This window comes from Microbulbifer yueqingensis (assembly GCF_900100355.1).
In the GTDB taxonomy this organism is placed as follows: domain Bacteria; phylum Pseudomonadota; class Gammaproteobacteria; order Pseudomonadales; family Cellvibrionaceae; genus Microbulbifer; species Microbulbifer yueqingensis.
In genome coordinates this window covers 66,929-93,657 of record NZ_FNFH01000007.1, presented here as the reverse complement: position 1 = coordinate 93,657, position 26,729 = coordinate 66,929, and the positions used below count along the sequence as shown (strand labels likewise).

The 26,729-nt window shown below is 62.9% G+C and carries 20 protein-coding genes; 5 read left to right on the top strand and 15 right to left on the bottom strand.

Going from position 1 to position 26,729, the window contains the following annotated elements; genetic code table 11:
• The first annotated feature begins 162 nt into the window (after positions 1-162).
• A complete protein-coding gene (locus BLT26_RS14690) occupies positions 163-1,071 on the top strand; it encodes a DegV family protein (RefSeq protein ID WP_091516214.1) in 909 nt (302 codons plus the stop codon).
• Between the two features lie 159 nt (positions 1,072-1,230).
• Here BLT26_RS14690 and BLT26_RS14685 read toward each other — a convergent pair whose 3' ends face one another.
• The 6 genes from BLT26_RS14685 to BLT26_RS14660 all read right to left on the bottom strand — a co-directional run bounded on the left by BLT26_RS14685 (position 1,231) and on the right by BLT26_RS14660 (position 8,776).
• Positions 1,231-2,187, bottom strand: coding sequence for an acetyl-CoA carboxylase carboxyltransferase subunit alpha (locus BLT26_RS14685; protein WP_091516210.1), 957 nt, complete (start codon positions 2,185-2,187; stop codon positions 1,231-1,233).
• Positions 2,188-2,347: 160 nt separating this feature from the next.
• Positions 2,348-5,866, bottom strand: coding sequence for a DNA polymerase III subunit alpha (gene dnaE, locus BLT26_RS14680; protein WP_091516206.1), 3,519 nt, complete (start codon positions 5,864-5,866; stop codon positions 2,348-2,350).
• A gap of 106 nt (positions 5,867-5,972) precedes the next feature.
• Complete coding sequence (locus BLT26_RS14675) at positions 5,973-6,143, bottom strand: DUF1289 domain-containing protein (protein WP_342706521.1); 171 nt, start codon at positions 6,141-6,143, stop codon at positions 5,973-5,975.
• 50 nt (positions 6,144-6,193) lie between these two features.
• A complete protein-coding gene (locus BLT26_RS14670) occupies positions 6,194-6,724 on the bottom strand; it encodes a gamma carbonic anhydrase family protein (RefSeq protein WP_091516200.1) in 531 nt (176 codons plus the stop codon).
• Between the two features lie 91 nt (positions 6,725-6,815).
• On the bottom strand, positions 6,816-7,328 hold the full coding sequence (locus BLT26_RS16710) for a methylated-DNA--[protein]-cysteine S-methyltransferase (RefSeq protein ID WP_281245484.1): 513 nt from the start codon (positions 7,326-7,328) through the stop codon (positions 6,816-6,818).
• Positions 7,329-7,330: 2 nt separating this feature from the next.
• Positions 7,331-8,776, bottom strand: coding sequence for an AlkA N-terminal domain-containing protein (locus tag BLT26_RS14660; protein WP_245720721.1), 1,446 nt, complete (start codon positions 8,774-8,776; stop codon positions 7,331-7,333).
• A 348-nt stretch (positions 8,777-9,124) separates the two neighbouring features.
• Here BLT26_RS14660 and BLT26_RS14655 point away from each other — a divergent pair, with 348 nt between their 5' ends.
• Together BLT26_RS14655 and BLT26_RS14650 are read left to right on the top strand one after the other, a co-directional pair.
• A complete protein-coding gene (locus BLT26_RS14655) occupies positions 9,125-11,542 on the top strand; it encodes a thrombospondin type 3 repeat-containing protein (RefSeq protein WP_091516184.1) in 2,418 nt (805 codons plus the stop codon).
• A 415-nt stretch (positions 11,543-11,957) separates the two neighbouring features.
• The gene (locus BLT26_RS14650; protein WP_091516180.1) at positions 11,958-13,892 is read left to right on the top strand and encodes a thrombospondin type 3 repeat-containing protein; all 1,935 of its coding nucleotides are present in this window, start codon (positions 11,958-11,960) and stop codon (positions 13,890-13,892) included.
• Positions 13,893-14,209: 317 nt separating this feature from the next.
• On the opposite strand, the gene BLT26_RS14645 is transcribed toward BLT26_RS14650, so the two are convergent.
• From BLT26_RS14645 to BLT26_RS14630, 4 genes are all read right to left on the bottom strand, one after another.
• Entirely contained in the window at positions 14,210-15,910 is a 1,701-nt protein-coding gene (locus BLT26_RS14645) for a dipeptidyl-peptidase 3 family protein (RefSeq protein WP_091516176.1), read from the bottom strand.
• Between the two features lie 89 nt (positions 15,911-15,999).
• Positions 16,000-17,835 carry an ABCB family ABC transporter ATP-binding protein/permease gene (locus BLT26_RS14640; RefSeq protein ID WP_091516173.1) on the bottom strand — a complete coding sequence of 612 codons (1,836 nt, stop codon included), beginning with the start codon at positions 17,833-17,835 and terminating at the stop codon, positions 16,000-16,002.
• 51 nt (positions 17,836-17,886) lie between these two features.
• The gene (locus tag BLT26_RS14635) at positions 17,887-18,498 is read right to left on the bottom strand and encodes an NUDIX hydrolase (protein WP_091516166.1); all 612 of its coding nucleotides are present in this window, start codon (positions 18,496-18,498) and stop codon (positions 17,887-17,889) included.
• 327 nt (positions 18,499-18,825) lie between these two features.
• Complete coding sequence (locus tag BLT26_RS14630) at positions 18,826-19,080, bottom strand: DUF7218 family protein (protein ID WP_091516162.1); 255 nt, start codon at positions 19,078-19,080, stop codon at positions 18,826-18,828.
• 288 nt (positions 19,081-19,368) lie between these two features.
• Between BLT26_RS14630 and BLT26_RS14625 the strand changes: the two genes are divergently transcribed.
• Both BLT26_RS14625 and BLT26_RS14620 read left to right on the top strand, forming a co-directional pair.
• A complete protein-coding gene (locus tag BLT26_RS14625; protein WP_091516158.1) occupies positions 19,369-20,802 on the top strand; it encodes a basic amino acid/polyamine antiporter in 1,434 nt (477 codons plus the stop codon).
• Positions 20,803-20,880: 78 nt separating this feature from the next.
• Positions 20,881-21,420 (top strand): NUDIX hydrolase, encoded by a 540-nt coding sequence (locus tag BLT26_RS14620; protein WP_091516155.1) that lies wholly within the window; start codon positions 20,881-20,883, stop codon positions 21,418-21,420.
• A 13-nt stretch (positions 21,421-21,433) separates the two neighbouring features.
• On the opposite strand, the gene BLT26_RS14615 is transcribed toward BLT26_RS14620, so the two are convergent.
• The 5 genes from BLT26_RS14615 to BLT26_RS14595 all read right to left on the bottom strand — a co-directional run bounded on the left by BLT26_RS14615 (position 21,434) and on the right by BLT26_RS14595 (position 26,727).
• Positions 21,434-21,751, bottom strand: coding sequence for a YqfO family protein (locus BLT26_RS14615; RefSeq protein ID WP_091516152.1), 318 nt, complete (start codon positions 21,749-21,751; stop codon positions 21,434-21,436).
• A gap of 85 nt (positions 21,752-21,836) precedes the next feature.
• Positions 21,837-22,691, bottom strand: coding sequence for a thioredoxin (gene trxA, locus BLT26_RS14610; protein ID WP_091516149.1), 855 nt, complete (start codon positions 22,689-22,691; stop codon positions 21,837-21,839).
• Between the two features lie 118 nt (positions 22,692-22,809).
• Positions 22,810-24,186, bottom strand: coding sequence for a hypothetical protein (locus BLT26_RS14605; RefSeq protein ID WP_217631461.1), 1,377 nt, complete (start codon positions 24,184-24,186; stop codon positions 22,810-22,812).
• Entirely contained in the window at positions 24,183-25,364 is a 1,182-nt protein-coding gene (locus tag BLT26_RS14600) for a C69 family dipeptidase (protein WP_091516145.1), read from the bottom strand. The genes BLT26_RS14605 and BLT26_RS14600 overlap by 4 nt, the downstream gene beginning before the upstream one ends.
• Positions 25,357-26,727: a flavin monoamine oxidase family protein gene (locus BLT26_RS14595; RefSeq protein WP_091516142.1), complete on the bottom strand. Its 1,371-nt coding sequence runs from the start codon at positions 26,725-26,727 to the stop codon at positions 25,357-25,359. The genes BLT26_RS14600 and BLT26_RS14595 overlap by 8 nt, the downstream gene beginning before the upstream one ends.
• Positions 26,728-26,729: the final 2 nt, after the last annotated feature.

Here is a 26,729-nt window from a genome sequence, read left to right as displayed (position 1 = left end):
TTTTTCCCGTAAATTTCGCCCACCCCCGCAACAGCAGACCAATTCTTCCGTTTTTCGTGCCCAAATAGTACAGCCGTACCCAATTTGCTGGGCATGCCCACCTGCAGATGATAAATTTGCTCACGCAACGCCATCACCACACAATTCGAACAAGAGTTATTCATGGTCCAGCTAGTTGTAGATTCCGGGTGCGATCTGCCGGATGAGTTTCTGCGCAAGTTTTCCATTCCGGTACTGCCGCACACGGTAAGCGTCGGCAAAGACGTATTCGGTGACCAGCGTAACCCCGCGCAAATGGCCCACTTCTACACCCTGTCACTGGTGGACAGGTCTCACCAGATTGTCACGGGGCCCGCACCCACTCCGGAAATCGAGGGCATCCTTCAGGAGCTGGTCCGCAAGGGCCAGACGGACATCGTGGTGCAAACCATCAACGCCACCAACAGCCCCACCTATGCCAATGCGCTGGCCGCTGCGGAAAACCTTGCCGCGGGCGCCAGGGGGCAGTCGATCCGCGTCCATACTGTCGACACCCATTCACTGTTTGCCGGGCAGGGCTTGCTTGCGCTTTACAGCCTGTCGCTGATCCGCCGCGGGCTGGACGGCAGCCAGGTGGCCACCAGGACGGAAGAGTTCCGCCGCAAGGTACACGGGTATGCCGCGATCAAGGATGTCTACTACGTCCGCGCGCGGGCGCGCAGCAAAAACGAGAACAGTATCAGCTGGCTTAAAGCCATGGCCGCGCGCCTGCTCAAGCTCAACCCCATCCTGTCCATGCACCACGAGGGCAGTACCGTCACCGATACCGTGCGGGGCTACGATCGCTGCACGGAAAGGCTGTTCAGGCTGGCGGCGGACAAGATCCGTGGCGGAGAACTGCTGATGCCGTCAGTGATGGTGAGTATTGCCGGGAAGATTACCGACCTGGACAAGGTCCCCGGCTTTGAGGCTTTGCAGAAGGCAGCAGACGAACACGATGTGAAAATCTACAAGTCGGTAATGAGCCTGTCAGGCGGCATCAACCTGGGCCCCGGCACCGTGAGCCTGGCGCTGGCCTCTGACCAGCCCTGATTCCTGCCCGACCGGCAACGAAAAAGGCCACCGGGGAGTGCACTCCCGGTGGCCTTTTTTATGGCCGTCTTTTTTGGCCGTGCCCGGCCTGGCCTCTCCGGCCGCTCGCCTTCCTCGAGCCGGCAGTCTCGAGCCGGCATGAGGCATGAGGCATGAGGGTTAGCCGGTGATGTTGCCGTAGCTCATCAGGCGCTGGTAGCGCTTCTCCAGCAGCTCGTCGATAGGCATACCGCGCAGCTGGTCGAGCTGCTCGACCAGGCGCTCCTGCAGGCGGGATGCCATGGCGTCCGGGTCCCGGTGGGCGCCGCCCAGGGGCTCTTCGATGGTCTCGTCGACAATGCCCAGCTCCTCCAGCACGCTGGAGGTCACCCCCATGGCCTCCGCCGCCAGCGGGGCCTTCTCCACGGTCTTCCAGATGATGTTCGCGCAACCCTCTGGCGAGATTACGAAATAGGTGGAGTACTGCAGCATGTTCAGCTGGTCGCCCACACCGATGGCCAGCGCCCCGCCGGAGGACCCCTCGCCAATCACGGTGCAGATAATCGGTGTCCGCAGGCGTGACATCACCGCCAGGTTCTGGGCAATGGCCTCACTGATACCGCGCTCTTCACTGTCGATGCCGGGATAGGCCCCGGGGGTGTCGATCAGGGTAAGGACCGGCAGCTTGAAGCGTTCGGCCATCTCCATGATACGCAGAGCCTTGCGGTAACCTTCCGGCTTGGGCATGCCAAAATTGCGCGCGACCTTGTCGTTCACCGAGCGGCCCTTTTCCTCACCGATTACCGCCACCGGCTTGCCGTCGAGGCGTGCGATACCGGAAATGATGGCCCTGTCGTCGCCAAAATGGCGATCGCCGTGCAGCTCATCCCAGTCGGTGAACATACGCTCGATGTAGTCCTTCGAGTAGGGCCGCTGCGGGTGGCGGGCCACCTGCACCACCTGCCATGGGGTCAGGTCGGCGTATATGGTCTCGGTAAGACTGCGACTCTTTTCACGCAGGCGGGCCACTTCGTCGGCGATGTTCAGCTCGTTGTCGTCGCCGACATGCTGCAGCTCTTTGATCTTGCTTTCGAGCTCAGCGATCGGCTGTTCAAACTCGAGGAAATTGAAATTCATGCAATCCGCGCCTTTACACTATCTAAATTGCCACCGGACGATAATGGCGGCATAGCTTACCCCCATAGAACCGGGCAGTCGAGCCACGTTGCCAGTATGGCCACTGTGGCGTCCGTTCTCTCCCCCTACCGGCAAGCCCATTAACCTCGCTCGCCCCGGGTCAACCGCGCTCGACATAGTCGAGCACCACCCGATCGCGCCCCAGCAGCTCCCGGAGGGACTGGACCAGCTGGTCATTGGGTTCGACATTCCACTCCGCCGGGAGCCGGAAGGTTCCGCGGGCATCGCTGCGCTCCACTTCCATCAGCACCCCGCAGCTGCCGCCGACATAGGGCCGCAGGCAGGCGGACAGGCGCTTCGCCAGCCCCGGCTGCGCGACATCACTGTTGAGCTTGACCCGCACGCCGGCAACACTGCCCTGGCGCAGGTCATCCAGCGTGGCCACACCGTTGACCGTCATTTTCAGCCCACCGCTGTAATCATCGTGGGCGACCGGGCCGTCCAGTACCAGCAGGGAATCCTTCACCAGCTTCTCCCGGTGCTCACCGAAGGCCTCGCTGAACACCGCCGCCTCGATCCGGCCACTGCGGTCGTCCAGTGTCACGATGGCCATGGAATCGCCGCGCTTGGTTTTCATCACGCGCATGGCCACCACCAGGCCGGCCACCTTCTGCGACTCCCGCCCCGGCTTGAGGTCGGCAATGCGGTGTTTCACCAGGTGCTGCAGTTCGTCTTCGTACTCGTCGATGGGGTGGCCGGTCAGGTACAGGCCAAGAGTGTTCTTCTCACCCTCGAGCCGCTCGCGGATTCCCCAGGGGCGCGCGCGACGAAACTCCGCGTAAACATCCCCCTCGGCAGCGGTGGGGACCACCTCGCCGAAGAGGTCCATCATACCGGCACTGGCATTCCGGGACTGCTGTTCGGCGGCCTTCACGGCCTCGTCGACCGCGCTGAACAGCACCGCGCGGGAGTAGTTGAGGCCATCGCTGCCCTCCCCGCCCGGGCCGATACTGTCCAGTGCCCCGGAACGCACCAGCGCCTCCAGGGCCCGCTTGTTCACCTTGCGCGGGTCGATACGCGAGCAGAAATCAAACAGGTCTGTGAAGGGGCCGCCCTCGCTGCGCACCTTGATGATGTTCTCGATAGGCCCCTCGCCGAGCCCCTTGATCGCCCCCAGGCCGTAGATGATGCGGTTGTCGACATCCACCGAGAACTGGTAGCTGCCCAGGTTCACATCCGGCGGCACCAGCTCCAGGCCCATGGCCCGGCACTCCTCGATAAAGGTCACAACCTTGTCGGTCTTGTCCATGTCCGAGGACATGGTGGCGGCCATGAACTGGGCCGGGTAGTGGGCCTTGAGCCACGCCGTCTGGTAGGAGACCAGGGCATAGGCGGCGGAGTGGGACTTGTTGAAGCCGTAACCCGCAAACTTTTCCACCAGGTCGAAGATCTTCATTGCCAGGTCCGGGTCGACGCCCTGCTCCCTGGCACCGCTGGCGAAGATCTCCCGCTGCTTCGCCATTTCCTCGGGTTTCTTCTTGCCCATGGCACGGCGCAGCATGTCGGCGCCGCCGAGGGTATAACCCGCCAGTTCCTGGGCAATCTGCATCACCTGTTCCTGGTAGACGATCACCCCGTAAGTGGGCTCCAGGATCGGCTTGAGCTTCTCGTGCTGGTACTTGGCATCCGGGTAAGCCACCTGTGCGCGGCCGTGCTTCCGGTTGATGAAGTCATCCACCATGCCCGACTGCAGGGGGCCGGGGCGGAACAGTGCCACCAGGGCGATCATATCCTCGAGGTTGTCGGGCTGCAGGCGCTTGATCAGGTCCTTCATACCACGGGATTCCAGCTGGAATACCGCCGTGGTCTCGGCCCGCTTGATCATCTTGTAGGTCTCGGCATCGTCCAGCGGCAACGCCTCGATGACCAGCGGCTCCTTGCCCTCGCGGGCGCGCTGCTCGTCGACCATGGCCTTGGCCCAGTCGATGATGGTCAGCGTGCGCAGGCCGAGGAAGTCGAACTTCACCAGGCCGGCGTCTTCCACATCGTTCTTGTCGAACTGGGTTACCAGTCCCGCGCCGGTCTCGTCACAGTACAGCGGCGCGAAGTCGGTCAGCTTGGTAGGGGCAATCACCACGCCGCCGGCATGCTTGCCCACGTTTCGCGCCACGCCCTCGAGCTGCAGGGCCATTTCCCAGATCTCCTGGCCCTCTTCATCGCCCTCGAGGAATTCCCGCAGGATCTCCTCCTGCTCATGGGCCTTCTCCAGGGTCATGCCCGGGTCGGGCGGGATCATCTTGGACAGTTTATCGGCCAGGCCGTACGACTTGCCCTGCACCCGCGCCACGTCCCGCACCACCGCCTTCGCCGCCATGGTGCCGAAGGTAATGATCTGGCTCACCGCATTGCGGCCGTAGTTGTCGGCAACGTAACCGATCACCCGGTCGCGCTTCTCCATGCAGAAATCCACGTCGAAGTCGGGCATGGACACCCGCTCCGGGTTGAGGAATCGCTCGAACAGCAGGTCGTACTGCAGGGGGTCCAGGTCAGTGATCTTCAGTGCGTAAGCCACCAGTGAGCCCGCACCGGAGCCCCGCCCGGGCCCTACCGGGATATCGTGGTCCTTGGCCCACTGGATGAAGTCCATCACGATGAGGAAGTAGCCCGGGAAACCCATCTGGATGATGATGTCGAGTTCGAACCGCAGCCGCTTCTCGTAGGCGGCACAGCGCTCGGCATAATCCGGGGCGGACTTCTCCAGGATCTTCTCCAGCCGGTCGTACAGTCCCTCGAAGGAGATCTTCTCGAAGAACTCGTTCTCCGTCATACCCTCGGGAACCGGGAATTCCGGCAGGAAGTACTTGCCAAGCTGGATGGGGGCCGAGCAACGCCGGGCGATCTCAATCGTGTTCTGCAGCGCCTCGGGAATATCGCTGAACAGCTCCTGCATCTCCTCGGCGGTGCGGAAGTACTGCTCCGGCGAATAGCGGCGCTCGCGCCGCGGATCGTCCAGGGTGCGCCCGTCGCGAATGCAGACACGCACCTCGTGGGCCTCGAATTCGCTCTCTTCCAGGAAACGCACGTCGTTGGTGGCCACCACGGGCAATTGCAGGCGATCTGCCAGGCCCACCGCGGCGTGCAGGTACTCCTCATCGCCGGGCCTCCCGGTGCGCTGCAATTCCAGGTAGTAACGCCCGGGGAAGATACCGGCCCACTCGCGGGCCAGCTCTTCGGCCTGCGCGTTGCGCCCGGCAACCAGCGCGCGGCCCACGTCCCCGAATTTCGCACCGGACAGTGCCAGCACGCCCTCGGCGTACTCCGCCAGCCACTCGCGGCGTATATAGGCATTGCCGTGGTACTGCCCTTCCATCCACCCGCGCGAGATCAGTTCGGTGATATTGCGGTAGCCATCGGAATTCATGGCGTACAGGGTGATCAGCGTGGGGTTGTCCTCACCGCCCTCGCTCAGCCAGAAGTCCGCCGCGGTCAGCGGCTTGATACCGGCGCCCAGGCACGCCTTGTAGAACTTGATCTGCCCATAGAAATTCGCCTGGTCGGTCAGCGCCAGGGCGGGCATCTCGAGCTCGGCCGCACGCGCAGCCAGCGGCTTGATGCGTACCAGGCCGTCAATCAGTGAGTATTCGGAGTGGACTCTTAAATGGACAAAGGGTTGGGTCATATTCTTTTCTGTTTAATTCTTTGCTCTAGCGTCCCGTGATTTCCTGCCGTCCGGCGGAACTTCCGATGGCTGCCATTGGCTACGCCGGACCATAACAGGGACCCGGCTACCAGATGCGCCCCATCTCGCGGGCGCGCTCCGTGCAACGGTGCAGGACCGCACGTCGCTCGTCATTGCTCATCGTGCCCCACCGGCTGATCTCCATGCCGGTGCGGAAACAGCCCTCGCAGACATCATCGCCATTGAGGGCGCAGACAGAAATACAGGGAGACTTCACGGGTTTCTCGCCTGCCGGCCCGAAACCTGGGGATTTTTTCACCGGGACAGTCATGTTGTTTCGACCGGCACGAGTTCTTCGGCAAAGCGGCGGCTGTTGTCGGCGTAGTGATCGCTACTGGCCTTGAGCAGCTCCAGCATGGACTCGTCCAGGGTCTTCACGACCTTACCGGGGCTTCCCAGCACCATGGAGTAGTCGGGGATCTCGCTGTTTTCGGTGACCAGGGCATTGGCCCCGATTACACAGCACTTGCCGATCTTTGCCCCGTTCAGCACCACGGCATTGATACCGACCAGTGTGTAATCACCGATTTCGCAACCGTGCAGCATGGCCTTGTGGCCAATGGTCACGCCGGTACCAATATTCAGGGGGATGCCGGGGTCGGTATGCAGCACGGCGCCGTCCTGGACATTGCTGTCCTCGCCGATGGTTATGCGGTCACAGTCGCCGCGCACCACCGCGTTGAACCAGACCGAGCTGCGATTGAGCAGCCGCACATCGCCGATCACATGGGCCCCGGGAGCGATAAAGTGCCCCTCTCCCTCCAGTTGTGGCTGGCTGTCACCCAGTCTGTACAGCATCTGACCTCCGGCTTCTCTTCGGGTAAGCGACCTATTATCCCGCCCGGGGGCGGTCATTGCCAGAGGAGTCGGTCCCGGGGGCGTGACCAACCTAGAGCAGCGTGGCCTGCTCCACAAAACGGGCTCCTTCGAGCGTCAGCAGGCGGGCCTTGATCTCCAGGCCTCCGGCATACCCGGTCAGGCTGCCGTCGGCGCCGATCACCCGGTGGCAGGGAACCAGGATCGCCAGCGGATTGGCCCCATTGGCCCGGGCCACCGCGCGAACGGCCCGGGGGTTCCCCACCGCCTCGGCCTGCTGCATGTAACTCCGGGTCTCACCGTAGGGGATCTCCAGCAGTGCCTGCCAGGCGCGCCGCTGGAATGCTGTGCCGCGCAACTGCAGGGGAAGCTCGAACACCCGGCGCCTGCCAGCCAGGTATTCTTCCAGCTGGCCTGCCGCGGCGTCCGTCAGTGAAGAGGCGCCCCGCTCCCAGTCGGCACGGGGGCCAGGGCAACCGTCCGCGCGGCGAAAGTCCACCGCCACCAGGCCGGCCTCTCCCGGTTCGTCGGTGGCGGCGATACAGACCTCGCCGATCGCGGTGGAATAAATGCTGTAATGGATCAAGGTCAGTCTCCACTCTGTAGGGATTGCCACAGCAGCAGGGCGCCGTAGGCCCGCCAGGGCCGCCATTGCTCCGCCCTCGCCCGTGCCTGCGCCGGTGTGGCTTTCTTACCGTCAACCCCCAGCGCCAGCAGGATACCCAGGTCACTGGCAGGAAAGGCATCAGGCAGGGACAGCCCGCGCATGGCGATGTACTGGGCGGTCCACTCCCCAATGCCGGGCAGGGCCGTCAGCTGCGCACACCAGCGCTCCAGGTCGGTTTCGGTGAAATCAACCCGTCCATCCAGGCTCGCCGCCACGAAGGCACGCAGAGTTGCCGCGCGCGCCCGGGTCAGGCCCAGCCCTTCAAAGTCAGCTGCGGCCAGGCTGTCGGCATCGGGGAACAGGCGCCTCTCGCACCCGTTGCGGTCGACAAAGGGGACTCCGTGGCGCTCCACCAGGCGGCCGGCAATGGTGGTCGCGGCAGCCGCTGAAATCTGCTGGCCCAGGATGGCGCGCAGCGAGTATTCAAACGGGTCCCAGGCGCCGGGCAGGCGCACCCCCGGAAATTTTCCCAGTTGTCGGGCCAGCAGGGGGTCGGCGGCCAGGACCCGGCTGATCTCACCACTGTCGGCATCCAGGTCAAACAGCTTCCGCAGGCGCTGGCTGACAAGGTACAGGGCAGTGGCTCCGTCGGACTCCACTTCGACCCGTAAGCGGCATTTCTCCGGGTCGTCGGTGACCCGCACCACTCCCGGCCGACCATCGAGGACAAAACTGCGCTCGTAGGCTGCCCCCTCCACTCGTTCCACCCCGGGAAGTGCCCGTTGCCAGAGGAAAGACAACAATCGTTGCCAGGAGAACGGAGGCCGATAGGAGAGCCACAGGCGCGCGCCACCGGCACTTCCCGTCACCGGCGACGCTGCCCGAACCTCGCGTGGAGTGCACTGGCACACGCGGCGAAACACCGCATTGAAGCGCCGCGTGCTGTTGAAGCCTGCCTCCAGCGCCACCCGGGTCACTGGCAGGTCGGTGTCGCGAAGCAACCCCTGCGCAAACAGGACGCGCTCCACCTGCCAGTACTGCAGCGGACTCATGCCCAGGTGCTCGGCAAACAGGCGGCGCAGGTACCGGCTGCTGATACCCAGGCGGCCAGCCAGGGTCTCGACCGACATGCCTTCGCGCTCGCGGCGCATCAGGTCCAGCGCGCGGCGCACCGTGGTTTCCACCAGTCCCCATGCCGGGCTGCCCGGCGCGGCATCGGGCCTGCACCGCAGGCATGGCCGGTACCCGGCTGCCGCGGCCTCGGTGGCGCTGCCGAAGTATTCGACATTTTCCTCCCGCGGGGCTCGCGCCGGGCACACCGGGCGGCAGAAAATCCCGGTCGTCCTGACGGCGGTAAAGAAACAACCGTCAAAACGGCGGTCCCGGGCGAGGCGGGCGCGGGCACAGATTTCGGGGGACGGCAGCACTCGGGCCTCCTGTTCAGCTTTGCGCCAGTATATGGGCTCCCTGCCCCCGAAACGAGTCACTTTCGGAACTGACAGCCAAATCTGCACCGCGATGACGGCCGCCGTTAACATGGCCGGAAACGCCAGAAAGGGGCTTATCACGCAAAAGGGCCAGCCCCTTTCGACACTTCAGGGCATTTCACCTAAACCTGAATAAAGGCGCTCGTATTATTCGCACTCCACAGCGACCAGCGAAACGCCTCGCCCGCAGCCCGCCGGCTCAGGATTGCGGGGCCGCCTGCTCGAGCGGAGTAAACACGGAACAGGGAAGTGTCGGCACGCAGGATTCTGTGCCTGGAGTAGAAGTGGATGTACCGTCTAGGGGCCTGGGTCGCAGTAATTTCCATCGCCTTGTCCGGCTGTATCTTCGATTCGGACGATGACAACCGGGGCCGCGCTGCTGTCGACAGCGACGGCGACGGTATTATCGACTCGCGCGACAACTGCCCCGCTGACCCCAACCCTTCGCAGGCGGACGCTGACGGCGACGGCAATGGGGATGCCTGTGACTCCCCGCCACCGGCTGCCCCGCCGGAACCGACTTCACCGCTCGACACCGATGACGACGCCGTCCCCGACGATATCGACAACTGCCCGGACATTGCCAACCGTCTCCAGGGCGACCTGGACGGGGACCGGGTCGGTGACTTCTGTGATGCGGATATCGACGGGGACGGCATCCGCAACCGGGACGACAACTGCCCGCTCAGCCCCAACCGGCGGCCCGGCGCCATCCGCGACGACCTGCAGGCAGACCTTGACGAGGACGGCATCGGCGATGTCTGCGACAACGACCGCGACGGCGATGATTTCACCAATTCGCTGGACAACTGTCCCGACGAGTTCAACACCCTCCAGGCGGATGACGACAACGACGGTATAGGCGACGCCTGCGATGAGGGCGACGCAGACAGTGACCTGGACGGCATTCCCGACTCGCTGGATAACTGCCCCCGCCGCGCCAACGCACGCCAGGAGGACCTGGATGGGGATGGCGAGGGCGATCCCTGTGACACGGATGATGATGGCGACAGCGTGCGCGACTCTTCTGACAACTGCCCGCTGGTCGCCAACTTCGACCAGGCCGACAGTGACGAAGATGGAACCGGCGACGCGTGCGACAGCGACGATGACGGCGACGGGGTTGAAGACATCGATGACCTCTGCCCGTTGCGGGAGGACCCCGAGCAGGCGGACCGGGACAACGACGGTGTGGGCGATCCCTGCGACAGCGACCGGGACGGCGACGGCCGGGCGAACGGGAAAGACAATTGCCCGGCCACGCCCAACCCCGGCCAGGCCGACCAGGACGGCGATGGTGTCGGCGACATCTGTGAAGAGGCACCGGCCTTCGGTGGCGATGACAACTGTCCCGGCGTGGACAATCCCGGGCAGGCCGACCTGGATGGTGATGGCAACGGTGATGCCTGCGACCCGGACGACGACAACGACACTTTCCCCGACACCGATGACAACTGCCCCGGGATAATCAACCCGGACCAGCGCGACCGCGACCGGGATGGCCTGGGCAACGCCTGTGATCCTGACGACGACAGCGACGGCATCGCCGACACCGACGACAATTGCCCACTGCGGGCCAATGCGGACCAGGCCGACGAGGACAGTGACGGCCGTGGCACACCCTGCGACCCGCAGCCCCTCGGCAATGACCGCGACGGGGACGGTGTGGTGGACGCGAGCGATAACTGCCCCGGCACCCCCAATGCCGGTCAGCGGGACAGCTCAGGCAATGGCATCGGCGATGCCTGCGAGGAGCCGCGGCAAGACACTGACCGGGACTCCATTCCCGACGACGAGGACAACTGCCCCGAGACGGCCAACCCGTTCCAGGGCGATATCGACCTGGATGGCACCGGCGACCTGTGTGATAGCGACATGGACGGCGATGGCATCGCCGATGAAACCGATAACTGCCCGATGACCGCCAACAGCGGGCAGGCGGATCGTGATGACGATGGTCGCGGTGATCGCTGCGAGGACGACGCCGATGGCGATGGGATTGTTGATGATGACGACAACTGCACCGACGTTCCAAACCTCGACCAGCGCGACCAGGACGACGACCTCCTCGGCGACGCCTGCGACAGCGACCGCGATGGCGACCGGGTGCCGAACAGCAGGGACAATTGCCCGCTCAACGCCAACCCGGAACAGGAAGATGAAGACGGGGATGGAATTGGCGACCTGTGTGAAATCGATGAGCCGGTCACCTGTGACAACACTGGGCTGTTCCGGCCGGTATACCTCCCGGCCGCAGACTTCGTCGCAGAGGCTGGCAGGGATTGCCCACTGTGCCCGATCTATACGCCGGGCAATATCATCGACCGCGCCTTTACCAACGCGGCCAGGCTCCGGGTACCCCCGGCGACGGAGGGCGCAACCTTCCTCCGGGTAATCGATACCAACGAAGTCTACGCCGGCAGGTTCCGCACCGGCATTATCCTCGAATTCCCCGACGCTGTAATTGGCCGCGCGTTACTCGACACTGTCACGATTGCAACTTTCCTTGACGGCGTCGCCACCGGGGAGCGCACCCGCGGCGATGCGCTGGTACCGTTCCGGCTGTCCGGCGAGGAGAGCGGCAACCGCCGGTTGCTGGTCATCAATACTGAAGAGGATTTCGATGCCGTGGAAATACAGCTGGAGAGCGTGCCCGCCTGGGTGAATACAGTGGATGTCTACCTGGGTTGTATCGCACCACGCTGACTCCCGGCCGGCAAAGGTGAGGTTTTGTGCCACTGGAAGCGCATGCGGCAGCAAGCGACGCTGCGGACCATTTTTGAAAATCACTATCGATCGCGGGCCCGGCTCCCGGAAACGTAAAAAGTCGTGCTCAAATACGCCAACAAATAGACATTAGTCACACATTGATATAGAAACCACTCACACCATAAGCCAAATTATTTTTGACAGCTGGCAATCGGAATCCGTCGCAGATTTTACTTTGCGGCGAAATGCCAGGGGACTACAGGAAGTAGCGCTGTTCGATTGTGGTATGTACCGGGCCCGCACCCGCATGGCCAGCGGTTTGGTCTTGCCATCCGCGGCCCCGGTCACTCTCCGATAGCTTCCCCTCCCTCCGGCACGGATAACTACAACCCGGTTCATCGGAGATCTTTGCATGTCCCGCTTCTCGATCCTCTTTCTCTTGGTTGCTATCGCTACGCTGGCCGCGTGTAGCGCGGATGACAAACGTAGTGGCAACACCTTCAACAGTGCCCAGGCAGCAGTCCCAGCGGACTCGGATGGCGATGGTGTCGCTGACGAGAATGACAACTGTGTAAACACCGCCAACCCAGACCAGGACGATGCCGATGGTGACGGGGTCGGCGACGCCTGTGATGATGATAGCGACGGCGATGGCGTTGAAAATGCCGTCGACAACTGCCCCACGACCCAGAACGCGGACCAGGCGGACAGCGACAGCGATGGAGCTGGAGACGCCTGTGACAACGATATCGACGGCGACAGCGTTGATAATGATGCAGACAACTGTCCTCTGGTTGCCAATACCGACCAGGGAGACCTGGATGGCGATGGCGCCGGCGACGCCTGTGATAATGACCGCGACGGCGACGGCACCACCGACACTACCGATAACTGCCCACAGGTTCCCAATGACCAGGTCGACCAGGACAACGACGGTATTGGCGATGCCTGTGATGCCGACAGCGATACCGACGATGATGGTCTCGACGACGGCAGTGACAATTGCCCCAACATCGCCAATCCCGACCAGCTAGATACCGACGGCGATGGCAAGGGTGATGCCTGTGACAGCGATGATGACGGCGACAGTGTCGGCGATGAAACCGATAACTGCCCGCTAGATGCGAACGCAGGCCAGCAGGACACTGACGGCGACGGCCTCGGTGATGCCTGTGACGACAGCGACGGCGACGGCGTCGACGACGATATCGACAACTGTCCGCTGACCCCCAATCCCGGCCAGGCCGACAGTGACGAGGACGGTCTCGGCGATGCCTGTGTCGATACTGATTCCGACGGGGTCACCGACGACAAGGACAACTGCCCCCTGGTACCCAATATCGATCAGGCGGACACCGACGGGGATGGCATCGGTGATGTCTGCGATGACAGTGATTCCGATGGTGTGATGGATGCAGACGACAATTGCCCCAATGTCACCAACGAGGACCAGGCAGACGCCGACAGCGACGGTCTCGGTGATGTGTGTGACGACACCCCCAACGACTCCGGCTCGGACAGTGACAATGATGGTGCTCCAGACAGCACCGACAACTGTCCCAACGTACCCAACCCGGACCAGGCCGACACAGATGGCGATGGCTTCGGCGACGCCTGTGACGATTCCGACGGAGACGGCGTAGTCCACGACGATGATAACTGCCCCAACGTATCCAACCCGGACCAGCTGGACTCGGATGGCGACGGTATCGGCGACGCCTGTGATAGCGATGTTGACGGTGATGAAGTCCTGAACGACGACGACAACTGCCCGCAGACTCCCAATGCGGACCAGCAGGATACGAATAACAATGGTATCGGTGACGTCTGTGACAATGCTCCGGCCACCTGTGAAACTGTCGGAGACTTCCAGCCCATCACCACCAACGACGCCAAGCTGAGTCACCGCGTTATCGAGCCCTGCACAGGCTGCTCTGTCACCAACCTGGGCCTGATCACCAATGCGGTAATTACCGACGCAGCCTATATGGAAGTGGCCGCCGACGCCGAGGGCTATGCATATGTGTCGGTAGCGAATACGGACACTGTCCTGCAACCCGGCCACCGTATCGGTTTCCTGGTGGAGCGTCCGGCATCCCTGCTGGATGCAGTACTGCTGCAAAGCGTTTCCATCAGCACCTGGCTCGATGGAGCACCGACCGGCGACCTGGGTACCGGTGCCTCACTGATCGTCTTCAACGTTGACGGCGCGATTGACCAGAGGTTGGTGACCATCAATGCCACGCAGGAGTTTGATGAGGTCCGACTCAGGCTGAGCAGCCTCACTGGTAGTGTGAATACCCTCAGTGTGTACCTGGCCTGCTTTGCGCCGCCAACCAACCCGTGACCACCCGCACCACCTGAATGGAAGCCACAACAGAGAGTCCCCGGCCGCTGGCTGGGGACTCTTTTTTTTGGTTAATGGAAAGTGGTGTGCCGGTAGCAGTGCAATAACCTGAAGTAATGAGCCTACTTCCGGTCAATGATCTGTGCTGCCGCAAGCCTTGGGGAGCCGGGTGCACCAGCCTCGAACGACTCATCCGTCCCCAGTCACAGTCGAAACAACACCACCGACTGCGACCGGTCCTCCTGCATCCTGATGCGACACTGTTAACAAAAAACCCCAGCAGTGCTGGGGCTTTATCGGATGGAAAAAAGAAAGATCTATTTCAGTCCCAGGGTTTCCTTGCCCTGGATAAAGGTCACATCCACCGGAATGTCGGCATCGGCCAGGCGATCCAGGTCGGCCTGCAGTTCAGCGCCCACAACGCCCTTGCTATCCAGCAGCTCCTTGGATTTGGCGTAGTCCCCGTCACCCTGGATGGTCAGGATCAGGTTGGACAGGCTGGTCATGGCTTCCTGCATCTTGTCGAAGTCGACACTGTACTGGCCGGTGTCAGGGTCGCGGGTGAAGGCGCCCTGCTCCTTGAAGTAGTTGAAGCGCATCATGTTCGCCTTGCCGTGTGCGCTGGCCGCGCCGAAACGCACGCTGCGGAAGATGCTGGCCAGGAAGGTGACGTAATTGTCCATCAGCTCGCCTTCCTCGATCTCGCCCTTCTCGTGCAGGCGGGTCACCATGTAGAGGCCAAGGATGTCCGCCTTGCCCTCTTCCAGCGCTGAGGAGGTTTCCTTCAGGGCCTGGCGTACATTACTGCCGTCGGTGACGGTTTTCTTGATACCCAGCCCGTGCGCCACCTCGTGGAACATGGTGTTGGCGAAAAACGCCGGGAAAGTGATGTGCTTGCGCTGGTCCTCGGCTATCAGCTCCTCGCTGATCGGCACCAGGATCTTGTCGAACTTCGCGCGCATGGCGTTTTTCAGCTGCAGGCGGCGGGTGCCCTTGGCCAGCTGCACCTCCTCGTCGTTGGGCAGGTTGATGGCGATGGTCTTGGAGCCGGCATTGCTGTGGCCCGCGTAGTACAGGACATCGTAGGCATTGAGGTCGGAATCGGTACCGGGCACCTCGGACTTGTACTTCTCGTCCACCGGCAGGCCCTTCTGCAGTTCCGGCAGGAAAGCGGCGAACTTGGCCAGCTTCTCGCTCCACTCCGGGTCCTTCAGCAGTACGTAAGACTCGTAGGCAGTGCGGTAGGCGAACAGCTGGTCCTCGTAGTTCTCGATCGGGCCAATCACCACATCGATGCGGTTGTCCTTCATGTCCATCCAGGCCATGTCGCTGGAGCGGAACTCGTCGGAAACCAGTGCGTCGGCGCGCATGCTCAGGTAATTGGCGAACTGCTCGTCCTCTGCCAGCTCCGAGGCCTGGCGCAGGATCTCCGCCGCCTTCTCCAGGTCAGCCTTGTAGGCCTCGTGATACGGCACCAGTTTCAGGTTGCCCTCGTCATCACGACGAACCAGTGAGTAGAGGCCTTTCTTGCCAGGCTGCTCCCACTGCTCGAATTCCTCCTTGCTCATATCCTCCGGGTAAAACTCGGCACCCGGCGGCTTGGGACCGTAACCCTCGATAAACGGCTCGTTGTTGTTCAGCCGGTCCCAGGGCCCGTAGTTGATATCGGCGAACTTGCGCTTCTCCGGGTCTTCGATATTGGGCAGCAGCTCATCTGCCGGGCCAAATGACTGGAGCCAGAACAGCCGATCCATGATCTTGCTGGCGTCAATCAGCAGGCCAATCATCTGGCGCTGGTCGTCGGACAGGTCGGAGAGGTCGGCGGTGAGCTCTACCGGTACGTAGATGTCGAAGCGGTCACTGGAAACCTCTGTTTCCGGCTTCTTGCCAGCGGACCCGGTTGTCTCGACCGCGGAGCCGGTCTCCTCGACCACTTCGGTTTGCTGTTCGTCACGGGGGGAGCAGGCGCTCATGATGGCCAGCGCGAGCAGCGCGGCGGTGAACTTTGCAGTTTTCATATTCTGTATCTGCCTATTCTTATCTGATGCAACGGCTCGCAACATTAGTGCGCCACGACATTTTTATCAAGGAAGCCTTCCCCAGTCGCTCAGTCCTCCCGCTCCTGGCTGCTCATCTCTTGTACAGCATCGATCTCCGCCCGTCCCCGCTCCTCCTGCTGCAGGCGCCACAGGGCCGCATAGTGCCCGTCCTGTGCAAGCAGCCGGGCATGGCTGCCCTGCTCGACGATGCGGCCCTCGTCGAGCACCAGGATGGTATCGGCATCCACCACGGTGGAAAGGCGGTGGGCAATCACCAGCGTGGTCTGTTCCCGCGCCACTTGTCGCAGCGCCTCGAGAATACCCCGCTCCGAGTGGCTGTCCAGCGAGGAGGTGGCCTCGTCGAAAACCATGATCGGCGGGTGCTTGAGCAGTGCCCGGGCGATGGCGACCCGCTGGCGCTCGCCGCCGGACAGCTTGAGTCCCCGCTCCCCCACCAGGGTATGGGCGCCCTCCGGCAGCTGCTGTACGAAGCCGGCCAGCTGCGCGTGCCGGATTGCCGCCATGACTTCTGCATCAGTGGCGTCGACACGCCCGTAGCGCACGTTTTCCAGCAGGGACTGGTTGAACAACACCGTGTCCTGCGGGACCACGCCAATGGCACGACGCAGGGATTCCTGGCTGACAGTGCGGATATCCTGGCCGTCGACCAGGATCCGTCCCCCGGTAGTGTCATAGAAACGGAACAGGAGCTTGAACAGGGTCGACTTGCCGGCGCCGCTGGCACCGACAATCGCCAGTTTCTGGCGTGGCTGCACGGTAAACGTAATACCTCCCAGGATTTCCCGGTCCGGGCGGTAACCGAAATGTACGTCGTCGAATTCGATCCGCCCCTCCGTCACCCGCAGCTCCGGGGCGCCGGGAGCGTCTTCCACCGCGGGCTTCACTTCCAGCAGCGAGAACATCTTTTCAATGTTGGCCAGCGACCCCTTCATCTCGCGATAGACGAAACCGAGGAAATTGAGCGGGATGAAGATCTGCATCATGAAGGCATTGATGAGGACGAAGTCGCCGATAGTCATCTGCCCGCCGGTCACACGCACCGCCGCAAGCACCATCGCGGCAGTCATGGCGATGGCAATAATCAGCGCCTGGCCGGCGTTGAGCCCGAACAGGGACAGGCGGTTCTTGCGCCGTGCCTGCTCCCACTGGCCCAGTTCCACATCGTAATGCCCTGCCTCGTAGGCTTCATTGCCGAAATATTTTACAGTCTCGTAATTCAGCAGGCTGTCCACCGAGCGGCTGCTGCTCCTGGACTCGGCCTCGTTCAGCTCGCGCACAAACCGGGTACGCCACTCGGTGGCCACCACGGAAAAGCCGATGTATACCACCACCGCGCCCAGTACCAGCAATGCAAACAGCGCACTGTAATTCCACCACAGCAGCACCGCCACCATGCCGATTTCCAGTAACGTCGGCACGATATTGAACACCATAAATCGCATCAAAAAGCCGATGCCCGATATCCCGCGTTCGATATCCCGCGACAGGCCGCCGGTGCGCCGGTTCAGGTGGAAGTCCAGGTCCAGCCGGTGCAGGTGCTGGAAAACTTCGAGACCGATGCGACGCTGGGCGCGCTCGGTGACACGCCCGAAAATGGTGTCGCGCAGCTCGCCAAACAGCACACTGGAAAGACGCACGGCGCCATAGGCCAGCAACAGGCCCAACGGCAGGGCGATGGCTGCGGCGGCGCCCCCGGCGCTGTCGAGGTCGTCGACGATATGCTTGAGGATGAACGGCAGGCCGACACTGGCCAGCTTGGCGCCCACCAGGCACAGCAAGGCCAGCAGCACCGCGCGGCGGAATTCCAGCAGGTAGGGGAAAAGGGTTTTCAGTGCGCCCCAGTGCACATCCTCCAGGGCGACCGTGGACTTGGGTCTGGGCATAGTGAAACTCGGGAGAAGCCGGCGGGCATTATACACGTGCCCGGCAACGGCCTAGCTCAGTGCGCGCAGCGGCACGCCGTCGCGGTGCTCGATCTCGGCATCGAGTACCCTGACCAGGAATTCCGTCAGGATTCCGGCGGTAAAACCCCAGATCTCGTACTCCTGGAACTGGTAGGCCGGCAGGTAGATGGCTCGCTCGTCGATGGTTATCTGGTCGGTGCGAATCCGGGGATCTTCGAGGAAAAACGACAGGGGAACCCGGAAAATGGCATCCAGTTCGCCGGGATTTGGCACCAGCTGCACATCGGGGGCGACTACCCCCAGCCAGGGGGTCACGTGGACATTCCAGCGGGTCCGGCGCGACCACAGGGGCCCCAGCACCCGCACGGCTTCCGGCGGCAGCCCAATTTCCTCGTGTGTCTCCCGCAGGGCCGTGTACCGCAGGGATTTATCCCCCTCTTCCCAGCGGCCGCCCGGCAGGGAAACCTCGCCAGAGTGGGTGGACAGGTTGGTGGAACGCAGGGTGAGGATGACTTCGGGGTCGGGCTGGTCGGTCAGTGCCAGCAGGACAGCTGCATGACCGTCCAGGTCCGGTCCGGAGGGAACCCTGGCCTCCAGGCGATCCCTGAAGCGGGAAAATTTGCGCTCGATCTCGTCCAACATCTGGTTCCAGCCGGTCTGCCTCTGCCTGTAACTGCTCCGACCCGCACTATCCGGAGACAAGTAAAGCGAGGCAGCTACCTGTCTCTATGGGATTAGTAAATAACAATTTTATTGTCAGCAACCAGTGAGCGGGAATTGCCGTAAGGCAATCATAAAGCAAAGATCAAAATTTAACCAGATGCCGGTGGCGACTCCCCTATGAATTCCGGTTTAAACACCACGGCCACAACGCCAAAAGGTTTCGCTGTCCATCACTCTGGCCGGGCCGGACCAGTTGATGGTAGCCAGCCCGGGCTTGCTTTATTTTTTCATCAGCGTCGCTTTTGCTTAATGATTCCGGAGTGCCTTTATCAGCTCGTCCTTTGACATATCCGACCGGCCTTCAATGCCAACTTCCTGTGCTTTGTCATACAACTCATCTTTGTTCCACTCTTCATAAGGGGGATGCTTACCGCCCTTTTTGCCAGCCTTTTCCCTAGGCGTGTTCGCTATGCGAGCGGCTTTCTCCTTGCTGTAGCCCTGGTCGCGAAGCTCCTCGTACTGCTCATCATCCTTGATCTGCTTGCCGTGTTCCTTAGCCATAAGTGCTCAATCCTCATCCATGCCTGCCAATCTTTATAGACCACTTTATATGGCTGGACCCTGCCCGTCCGACACCCTCACCGCTGCCCCCGCCCGACTAATCGCATCTCCTTTGCCAAGCGGGAAAACGCGTACTGAACTGGGCTTTGGTTTTGCCAGCTTTCGCCGCCATGCCCCCTCGTGGATCGATCACATCGCGTGGAGAAAAGTGTCCCCTGTGAGCCGCACCGGGAAGCGAAGCCACAAATGTCTAGACTGCATGAGCTGACTGCCCGCGAGTAAAAACCAATGACCCCAAACCGAGAGCGCAACCTGAACCGCACCACCATGATGGGCATGGTGGTGGGCTCGATGGTAGGGGCCGGGATCTTCTCGCTGCCCGCCACTTTCGGCGCTGCCACCGGTCCCTTCGGCGCCCTGGTGGCATGGACCATCGCCGGTACCGGCATGCTGATGCTGGCCTTCGTCTTCCAGTTCCTGGCCATGCGCAAACCGGACCTGGATGCGGGCATTTTCACCTATGCCAGAGAGGGGTTCGGCAACTACGTCGGCTTCCTGGCCGCAATCGGCTTCTGGACCGGGGGTTGCCTGGGCAGCACCACCTACTTCGTCCTCATCAAGTCCACCCTGGGCGCCGCCATCCCCGCTTTCGGCCAGGGCAATACCATCCCGGCTGTGGCGGTATCCTCGCTGGTGCTCTGGACCATCCACTTCATGATCCTGCGGGGCGTAAAGGAGGCAGCCGTGATCAACAGGCTGGTCACCCTCGCGAAGGTGATCCCCATCCTGACGTTTATCATCATTCTCACGGTCGCATTCCAGAAAGACCTGTTTGCTGCCAACTTCTGGGGCGGGGAACAGCGCGACCTGGGCCATGTCACTGCACAGGTCAGGCGCACCATGCTCGTGACGGTATTTGTCTTTATCGGTGTTGAGGGCGCCAGCGTTTTCTCCCGCTATGCGAGAAACCGCTCCGATGTGGGCTGGGCCACGGTGATGGGTTTCCTCGGTGTCCTGTGCCTGATGGTGCTGGTGACGCTGTTACCCTACGGGGTCATGATGCGCCCGGAACTCGCAGGGCTGCGGCAGCCCTCGATGGCCGGCGTGCTCGCGGCAGTGGTGGGGACCTGGGGTGCGGTGTTCATCAGTGTCGGCCTCATCGTCTCGGTGCTGGGCGCCTACCTGGCCTGGACCCTGCTCTGCGCCGAGGCACTGTACAGCGCCTCCCGCTACGAACTGGTTCCCAGGGTTTTCAGCCACGAAAACAAAAACGGCGTTCCCTCCACCGCCCTGTGGCTGACCAACGGGCTGGTGCAAACATTCCTGGTGCTGACGATCTTTGCCGAGTACGCCTTCGAGCTCACCCTGGAGATGACCAGTGCCATGACACTGATCCCCTACCTGCTGGTGGCGGCCTACGGCCTCAAACTGACGCTCAGCGGGGAGAGTTATTCCCATGATCCCCCCCGCCTGCGCCAGCGGGAAACTGTGTTTGCGGCAATCGGCACCCTCTACGCCATTTTCATGATCATGGCCGGTGGACTTGAGTATGTAATGCTGGCCTGTATCCTGCTGGCACCGGCCACCCTGCTTTTTGTTTACGCCCGCCGGGAGCGCTACGAGACCACATTCACCGTGCCGGAGGTGCTGCTGTTTGGCGCAATCGCGCTAGGGGCACTCGCGGGAATCTACTCGCTGGCCACCGGGACTACGGTGCTGTGAGGCCCACCCCGGCGAGTGCGGGCATGATCAGCGTGCCGGGGCGCTGACGCCAGCAGCTGGCGCGAGTATACTGGCGCCATGAAATTCTGTAGCCACTGCGGCAGCGATGCCGTGACCTTTTCCATTCCCGAGGGCGACGACCGGCCCCGCCACCTGTGCGGCGGCTGCGGCGCGATTCACTACATCAATCCTCGGGTGATCGTCGGCACCCTGCCCTACCTGGGCGACCAGGTACTCTTGTGCAAGCGGGCTATCGAACCCCGCCTGGGTCTCTGGACCCTGCCGGCCGGCTTTATGGAGAACGGGGAAACCAGCGAGGAAGGGGCACTGCGGGAAAGCTGGGAGGAGGCGCGGGCCAATATCCGCGTGGACGACCTCTTCAGCGTCTACGACATCCCGCATATCAACCAGGTCTACCTGATCTACCGCGGCGAGCTGACCGACACCAACTTCGGGCCAGGGCCCGAGTCACTCGAGGTGGAACTGTTCCGCGAGGAGGAGATCCCCTGGGACGAGATTGCCTTCCCGATCATGAGCGAGACCCTGGCCCACTACTTCGCCGACCGCAAGGAAGGCAGGTACCTTCTGCACCGCGGGGTAATTTCCCGCAAGCTCTGAGTACCCACCCCGCTCAGTTACAGCGGTCGTCCAGCTTCCACAGGTCGAAGGCCGGTTCCTCGTAGGGATGGGCCTCGCGCATCGCGGCCAGCGCCGCATCCACCAGCTTATCGGCGCATACCATCTCGACACGGTATTCGGGCACCCGCTCCACTTCACCGGCCTGGCCGATAAACGGCTGGCTGCCCTCCAGTGGCCGGAACTGCCCGGAGCCGGCTACCTGCCAGCAACAGCTGTCGTAATCGCCGATGCGTCCGGCGCCGGTGGCAAACACCGCCTGCTTCACTTCTTCGAGGTGGGTCTCGGGGATGTAGATACAGAGCTTGTACATGGCCTGGAAACCTCGGGACTCTCGTGACAGGAGCGCGGGGACCTGATGGCGGGCCCCGCGCAGGAAGGATTAATACAGCAGGGGATCAATACAGCAGGGTCATCAGCTTGCGCTGGTACTGGGTTGCCAGGGGGTCCCCGGCACCCAGGCTCTTCACCATATCGAGGTAAGCCTGCCTGGCGGCACCGTCGGCATAATTGAGATCGCTGCGCAGGATATTCAACAGCAGCTCCAGGGCCTCCTGGTGACGCTGCGCCTGGCTGTACTGGACTGCGAGCTTGTAGGCGGTATCAAAGTCGTCCGGATTTTTCTCCAGCGCCTGCTGCAGGGCCTTGATCTCGGGTGTCTCCGCTGCCTGCTGCTTGAGTTCCAGCTGCGACATCAGTTGCTGGTAATCGCTGTCCTGGTCGGCCAGCAGGATCTTGCCGAGCACCTCCTCGGCCTCCTGCGTGCGGTTCTGCTCCAGCAGCACCGCAGCCAGCTGCTTGGCGATATCCTGGCGCTCGCCAGACTCGCTATAGGCCTGGCGCAGGACCGGCAGGGCCTCGTCCAGCTTGCCCTCGGCCACCAGGGCCTTGCCCTGCTCCAGCTTCAGGTCCCAGGGCTTGGGCAGGTACTTGTCCAGCATTTCGCGAATCTGCTTTTCCGGCTGTGCACCGGCAAAACCGTCCACCGGCTGGCCGTCTTTCAGTACCATCACCGTGGGCAGGCTGCGCACCCCCAGTTGCCCCGCCAGCATCTGCTCGGTATCCGCGTTGACCTTGGCCAGCAGGAACTGGCCGGCGTACTCAGTGGCCAGCTTCTCCAGCACCGGCATCAGCTGCTTGCAGGGCTCGCACCAGTCGGCCCAGAAATCCACCACCACCGGGCGCTTCATGGACTCCTCGATCAGCACCTGCTGGGCGTTCTGTGCCGTTACGTCGACAATAAACTCGTTCACAACCACTCCTGAATCTGGTTTTGGGCGCAGTTTACCTGATCGCCCAATTGCCAACCAATACCGAGAGGCCCGCAGCGAGGATTGTGACGCTGCGCGCCCTCGGCCATTCTGGTGCCAGTTACCAGTCGAGCGACGACGGCAGGCGCGGCGAGGACAGCAGCGTGCCGAAGCGCTCCCAGCGGTCTTCCGGCGCCTCTACCTCCTCGACGTAATTGGCCACCAGCTGCTTGCCCCAGTTGTAGTTGATCACGTAGGTACCATAGGTATCGACGAAACGCTTGCGCTGGGCGGCGCGCTCGGGGCTGCGCAGGCCGTATTTCTGGAACAGCTCCACCACCTTGTCGCCGTCTATCTCGCCGTCGATGTACTGGCGGGCGATTTCATTTTCGGCAAAGCTGAGCCGGTCAGTCAGTTCCAGCACGCGGTCGTATTTCTCCGCGTCCGCCGGATCGAGTCCCGCTTTCGGGTAGAGCACGTTCTTCTCGAACTCCAGCTTGTCATTGCCGGGGAAGGCCAGCTCGATACCGTAGTTGGCGCTGCCCTCGGCGATCAGCGACTGCGGGCTGAACAGCGGGTATACGCTGTATTCCAGCCAGCCACGGTTTTCCACCAGTTCCTGCTCCAGCAGCGCGTTGTAGGTGTGGTGGCCGGGATAGCCCTCGTGACAGCCCAGGTCGATGGCGCGGTCGATCATCACCGGCAGCTCGGTATTCACCTGGATCAGGCTGCGGGCATTACCCTGGTACCAGTTGTAGCCGCTCCAGGGCTTGTCGGTAACGTATTCGAGCTCGAAGTCCTCGTTCTCCGGCAGCTGGATATATTTCTTGGTGCGCTCGCGGCAGGCATCGATGGCCGCATCAAAAACTTCCGGCAGCTTGTCTTTCGGAATTTCAAACTGCTGCTTGAATTGCTTCACCCGCAGGTGCAGGGGCTCATCGCCGGGCAGCAGCTGGTCGAGTTCCTTCAGTACAGGCTCGAACTCCGCCAGCTCACGCTTCGGCGGCTGGGTGTCGTAGAGCAACCGGGCATCGCTCTCGAAGCTGCTGTCCCGGGTACCCGCGAGGCTTTCGGCGTGGGCCTTGATCGCGCGCAGCTGGGTTTTCAGGTAGTGCTGTCGCAGGGCCTCCATGTCTGCGGAGGGCTCGATCTGCTGTGGCAGCCGGTTGATCAGCTCCTGGGCGCGCTGTGCCAGCTCTGCCGGGGTGGCCTCGCTGGCCCTGGCCTGCTCACGCAGCTTCTCCGGCCCGTAATAGGCGTCGACGTAACTGTCATCGTGATTTCCCAGCTCCAGCACGAGCATTACATACTCGCGAGCCATGCTGTCCATATCAGCGCTCTCCTCCTTTGCCGGCTTTTCCCTCGCCGCGGTGTCCTCCTTTGCCATGGAGTTGTCAGTCTCCGGTTTGCCTGCCCCGGAATCGGCGGGCCGGTCGCCGCAGGCGAACAGCGCCAGGGAGGAAAAAGAAATCAAAAAAGCCAGATGCAGTTTTTTCATGGAATTTCCTGCAGAAGTTGTCCGTTGTTGTCGGGGAGTACCATACCGGCGAAAACGGCATCCCACCAGTGGCGGGCGCGCTGCCGGGCGGCATCGGTATCGCCGCGCTCCAGCGCGGAAAAGATTTCGCCCTCTGCCACCTCCAGCCTGGCCTGCAAGCGCCGGCGCGCCGGCTCCCCGGCGATGGCATGGTCGCACCAGACCCTGTGGGCCTCCCAGCTGTCCCGTTCCCCTGTGGCCCAGCCGCCAGTGAAGTCCACCGGCCGAAACAGGCTGCAACAGGTATTCGCGGTGCCAGTGAAGGCGGCCCGGGGCCCGCCCGGCCCCAGGGACACGATCATGGCGTTGACTGTCTGCGACGGCCGCAGCCAGGGAAGCAGTGCGCCCGGAGGCGCCGCATGCATACAGAGATCGGCGTTACCGGACGGGCGTCCACGGCGATGGTGGCGCAGGATCGCGGCAAAGTCGGCAAAGCCCACGCGCTGCGCATCGAGCGCTGCCAGCCCTGCCAGGGCGGCGCTGCGCCGGCGGCGACAGGCGCCGACAAACGGCACCAGGCGGGTATCATTGTCGCGATCGAAGGCGGTACCGCGGGTGTGGACGGCCTCGCTGGCCAGCTCATGGTCGGTGCCTATGGTGAGGCCATTGGATATGGCATCGTAATGTTCCACGCGCCGGGCAACCCATTCCCGCCCTGCCGTCTCCAGCTTCCAGGCCTCAGTGGCGTCGGCAATCAGGAAACTGTTGTCATAGCGGAAATTCCGCTGGCTGAAAGCGGCCGGGCCGCCCTGGCCGAACTCCTCCAGCAGGTCGACAATCACCCGCAGGGCCGACGCAGCAGTGTCGGCCCGCTCCAGCGCCAGGCGCACCAGGTCCATGCCCAGCAGCGCCACACCGCTGCGCATTACCCGGCGGGAAAAGATGGCCTCGTTGCCGATGGCCACGCCACACTCGTTGACCCCCATTTCCGCACCCCACATCCAGGCCGGGCGACCGATGATGCAGGCGTGGCGGTCGGGCACCTGCGGTATCTCGATCCAGGTACAGCGCAGGCTGGAGGCCCGATCCCCGCGCACTGCGGGAATCACCTCGACCCGCTGGGCCTCGAGCGGGTCGCGGTCACTGTTCTTGGCCAGCCAGGTGGTATCGCCGGCACGGTAGACCATAGTGTCACACATGCAGGGCCCCGGCCCTCTCGAGCTGCTGCTGGACTTCACGCGCCGCCCGCTCGGCGGATTCGAGCGCGCCCTCCATGTATCCGTACCATTGGGAAGCGGACTCGGTGCCCGCCCAGTGGATGCGGCCGTTCGGCTCACGCAGGCGTTCACCGTAGCTGGTCCAGGTTCCCGGGCCGAGGAAGGCGGCGTAGCAGCCGCGGGTCCAGGGATCACTGCTCCAGTCCTTGTCCACATACTCCAGTGGATGGCGCGCGCGTTCGCCGAAGAACCGCGCAAAACAGTCCAGCACCGCCTGTCTTCGCTCGTCGGGCGCCACGCCGCTGTAATGGCGCGCCACATCCCCTTCCAGGAACCCCATCAGCAGGCCCGATTCCCGGCCTCGCTCGGAATTGTCGAAAGACACCCGCACCGGGCCCGCCGGGCTGGTGACCTGGCCGGACAGTTGCTCATCGCGCCAGAACGGGCGCTCGTAGCGGGCGATACACTTTATGCAGGAGCCGGCGGGCATGCGCTGCATCAACTGGTCGCGCCACGCCGGCAGTTCCGGCTCGAACTGGATGCGCAGGGCCTGGTTGGGCGGTATGGCCACAATAAGCCGCTCGCACAGGAGGGCGCCGCCGCGGTAATCCACCCGCAGGCGCCCGTCCGCAGTGGCCTTTACCTTCTTCGCCGGTGAACCCAGCTGCACGCAGTCGCCCAGCTGTGCCGCCATGCGCTCGCAGAGTCCGGCGGTGCCACCGTGGATACGATCCTGCTGGGCGCCACCGGTGACCGCCAGCAGCCTTTCCAGGGAATCCCCGGAGCGGGCGTAGAAGAGCGCATGCAGCAGGGACAGGTCGTCGGGTTCGGCGGCAAATACCGCCCCTACCGCGATGGCAAACAGCTGGCGTGCGAGGCGGGTGCGGCAGTTGCTGTCGATCCAGCTGCGCAGGGTCACGGCGTCCCAGGCCGCCGCACGCCTGTGCGCCCAGGGCCGCGCCGGATCCAGGCCGCGGGCCATTTTCTCGAAGCGGTGCATGGCAAGACCCAGGTCGGCCAGCGCCAGCGGGTTGATACGGGGGATGGTGCCGCGATAGCGCCGCGAGCGGCCGTCGAGCACCAACAGGTTGTCGCCCCGGTCGTACAGCGGCCAGGTGGCGGCCCCCAACTCCTCTACCAGCCGATACATCCGATCCTGGCCCGGCCCGATCCACTGCCCGCCGATATCCACCGTGTCGCCATTGGCAAAGGTGTGGTTCAGCAGACGGCCCCCGACCCTGTCGCGGGCCTCCAGGATGCGCACCGAAAACCGGTCCCGGAGCAGCCGCGCCGCCTGGAGCCCGGATATCCCGGCACCGAGGACGGCAACATCAATCTCCTCCATAG

Excerpts from the sequence above, each read along its gene's own strand:
- BLT26_RS14685 (WP_091516210.1), bottom strand. The coding sequence starts at position 2,187 with ATGAATTTCAATTTCCTCGAGTTTGAACAGCCGATCGCTGAGCTCGAA.
- BLT26_RS14630 (WP_091516162.1), bottom strand. The coding sequence starts at position 19,080 with ATGGCTAAGGAACACGGCAAGCAGATCAAGGATGATGAGCAGTACGAG.
- BLT26_RS14670 (WP_091516200.1), bottom strand. The coding sequence starts at position 6,724 with ATGCTGTACAGACTGGGTGACAGCCAGCCACAACTGGAGGGAGAGGGG.
- BLT26_RS14605 (WP_217631461.1), bottom strand. The coding sequence starts at position 24,186 with ATGAAAAAACTGCATCTGGCTTTTTTGATTTCTTTTTCCTCCCTGGCG.
- BLT26_RS14650 (WP_091516180.1), top strand. The coding sequence starts at position 11,958 with ATGTCCCGCTTCTCGATCCTCTTTCTCTTGGTTGCTATCGCTACGCTG.
- BLT26_RS14620 (WP_091516155.1), top strand. The coding sequence starts at position 20,881 with ATGAAATTCTGTAGCCACTGCGGCAGCGATGCCGTGACCTTTTCCATT.
- BLT26_RS14595 (WP_091516142.1), bottom strand. The coding sequence starts at position 26,727 with ATGGAGGAGATTGATGTTGCCGTCCTCGGTGCCGGGATATCCGGGCTC.
- BLT26_RS14615 (WP_091516152.1), bottom strand. The coding sequence starts at position 21,751 with ATGTACAAGCTCTGTATCTACATCCCCGAGACCCACCTCGAAGAAGTG.
- BLT26_RS14645 (WP_091516176.1), bottom strand. The coding sequence starts at position 15,910 with ATGAAAACTGCAAAGTTCACCGCCGCGCTGCTCGCGCTGGCCATCATG.
- dnaE (WP_091516206.1), bottom strand. The coding sequence starts at position 5,866 with ATGACCCAACCCTTTGTCCATTTAAGAGTCCACTCCGAATACTCACTG.
- BLT26_RS14640 (WP_091516173.1), bottom strand. The coding sequence starts at position 17,835 with ATGCCCAGACCCAAGTCCACGGTCGCCCTGGAGGATGTGCACTGGGGC.
- BLT26_RS14600 (WP_091516145.1), bottom strand. The coding sequence starts at position 25,364 with ATGTGTGACACTATGGTCTACCGTGCCGGCGATACCACCTGGCTGGCC.
- BLT26_RS14625 (WP_091516158.1), top strand. The coding sequence starts at position 19,369 with ATGACCCCAAACCGAGAGCGCAACCTGAACCGCACCACCATGATGGGC.
- BLT26_RS14655 (WP_091516184.1), top strand. The coding sequence starts at position 9,125 with ATGTACCGTCTAGGGGCCTGGGTCGCAGTAATTTCCATCGCCTTGTCC.
- BLT26_RS14690 (WP_091516214.1), top strand. The coding sequence starts at position 163 with ATGGTCCAGCTAGTTGTAGATTCCGGGTGCGATCTGCCGGATGAGTTT.
- BLT26_RS14635 (WP_091516166.1), bottom strand. The coding sequence starts at position 18,498 with ATGTTGGACGAGATCGAGCGCAAATTTTCCCGCTTCAGGGATCGCCTG.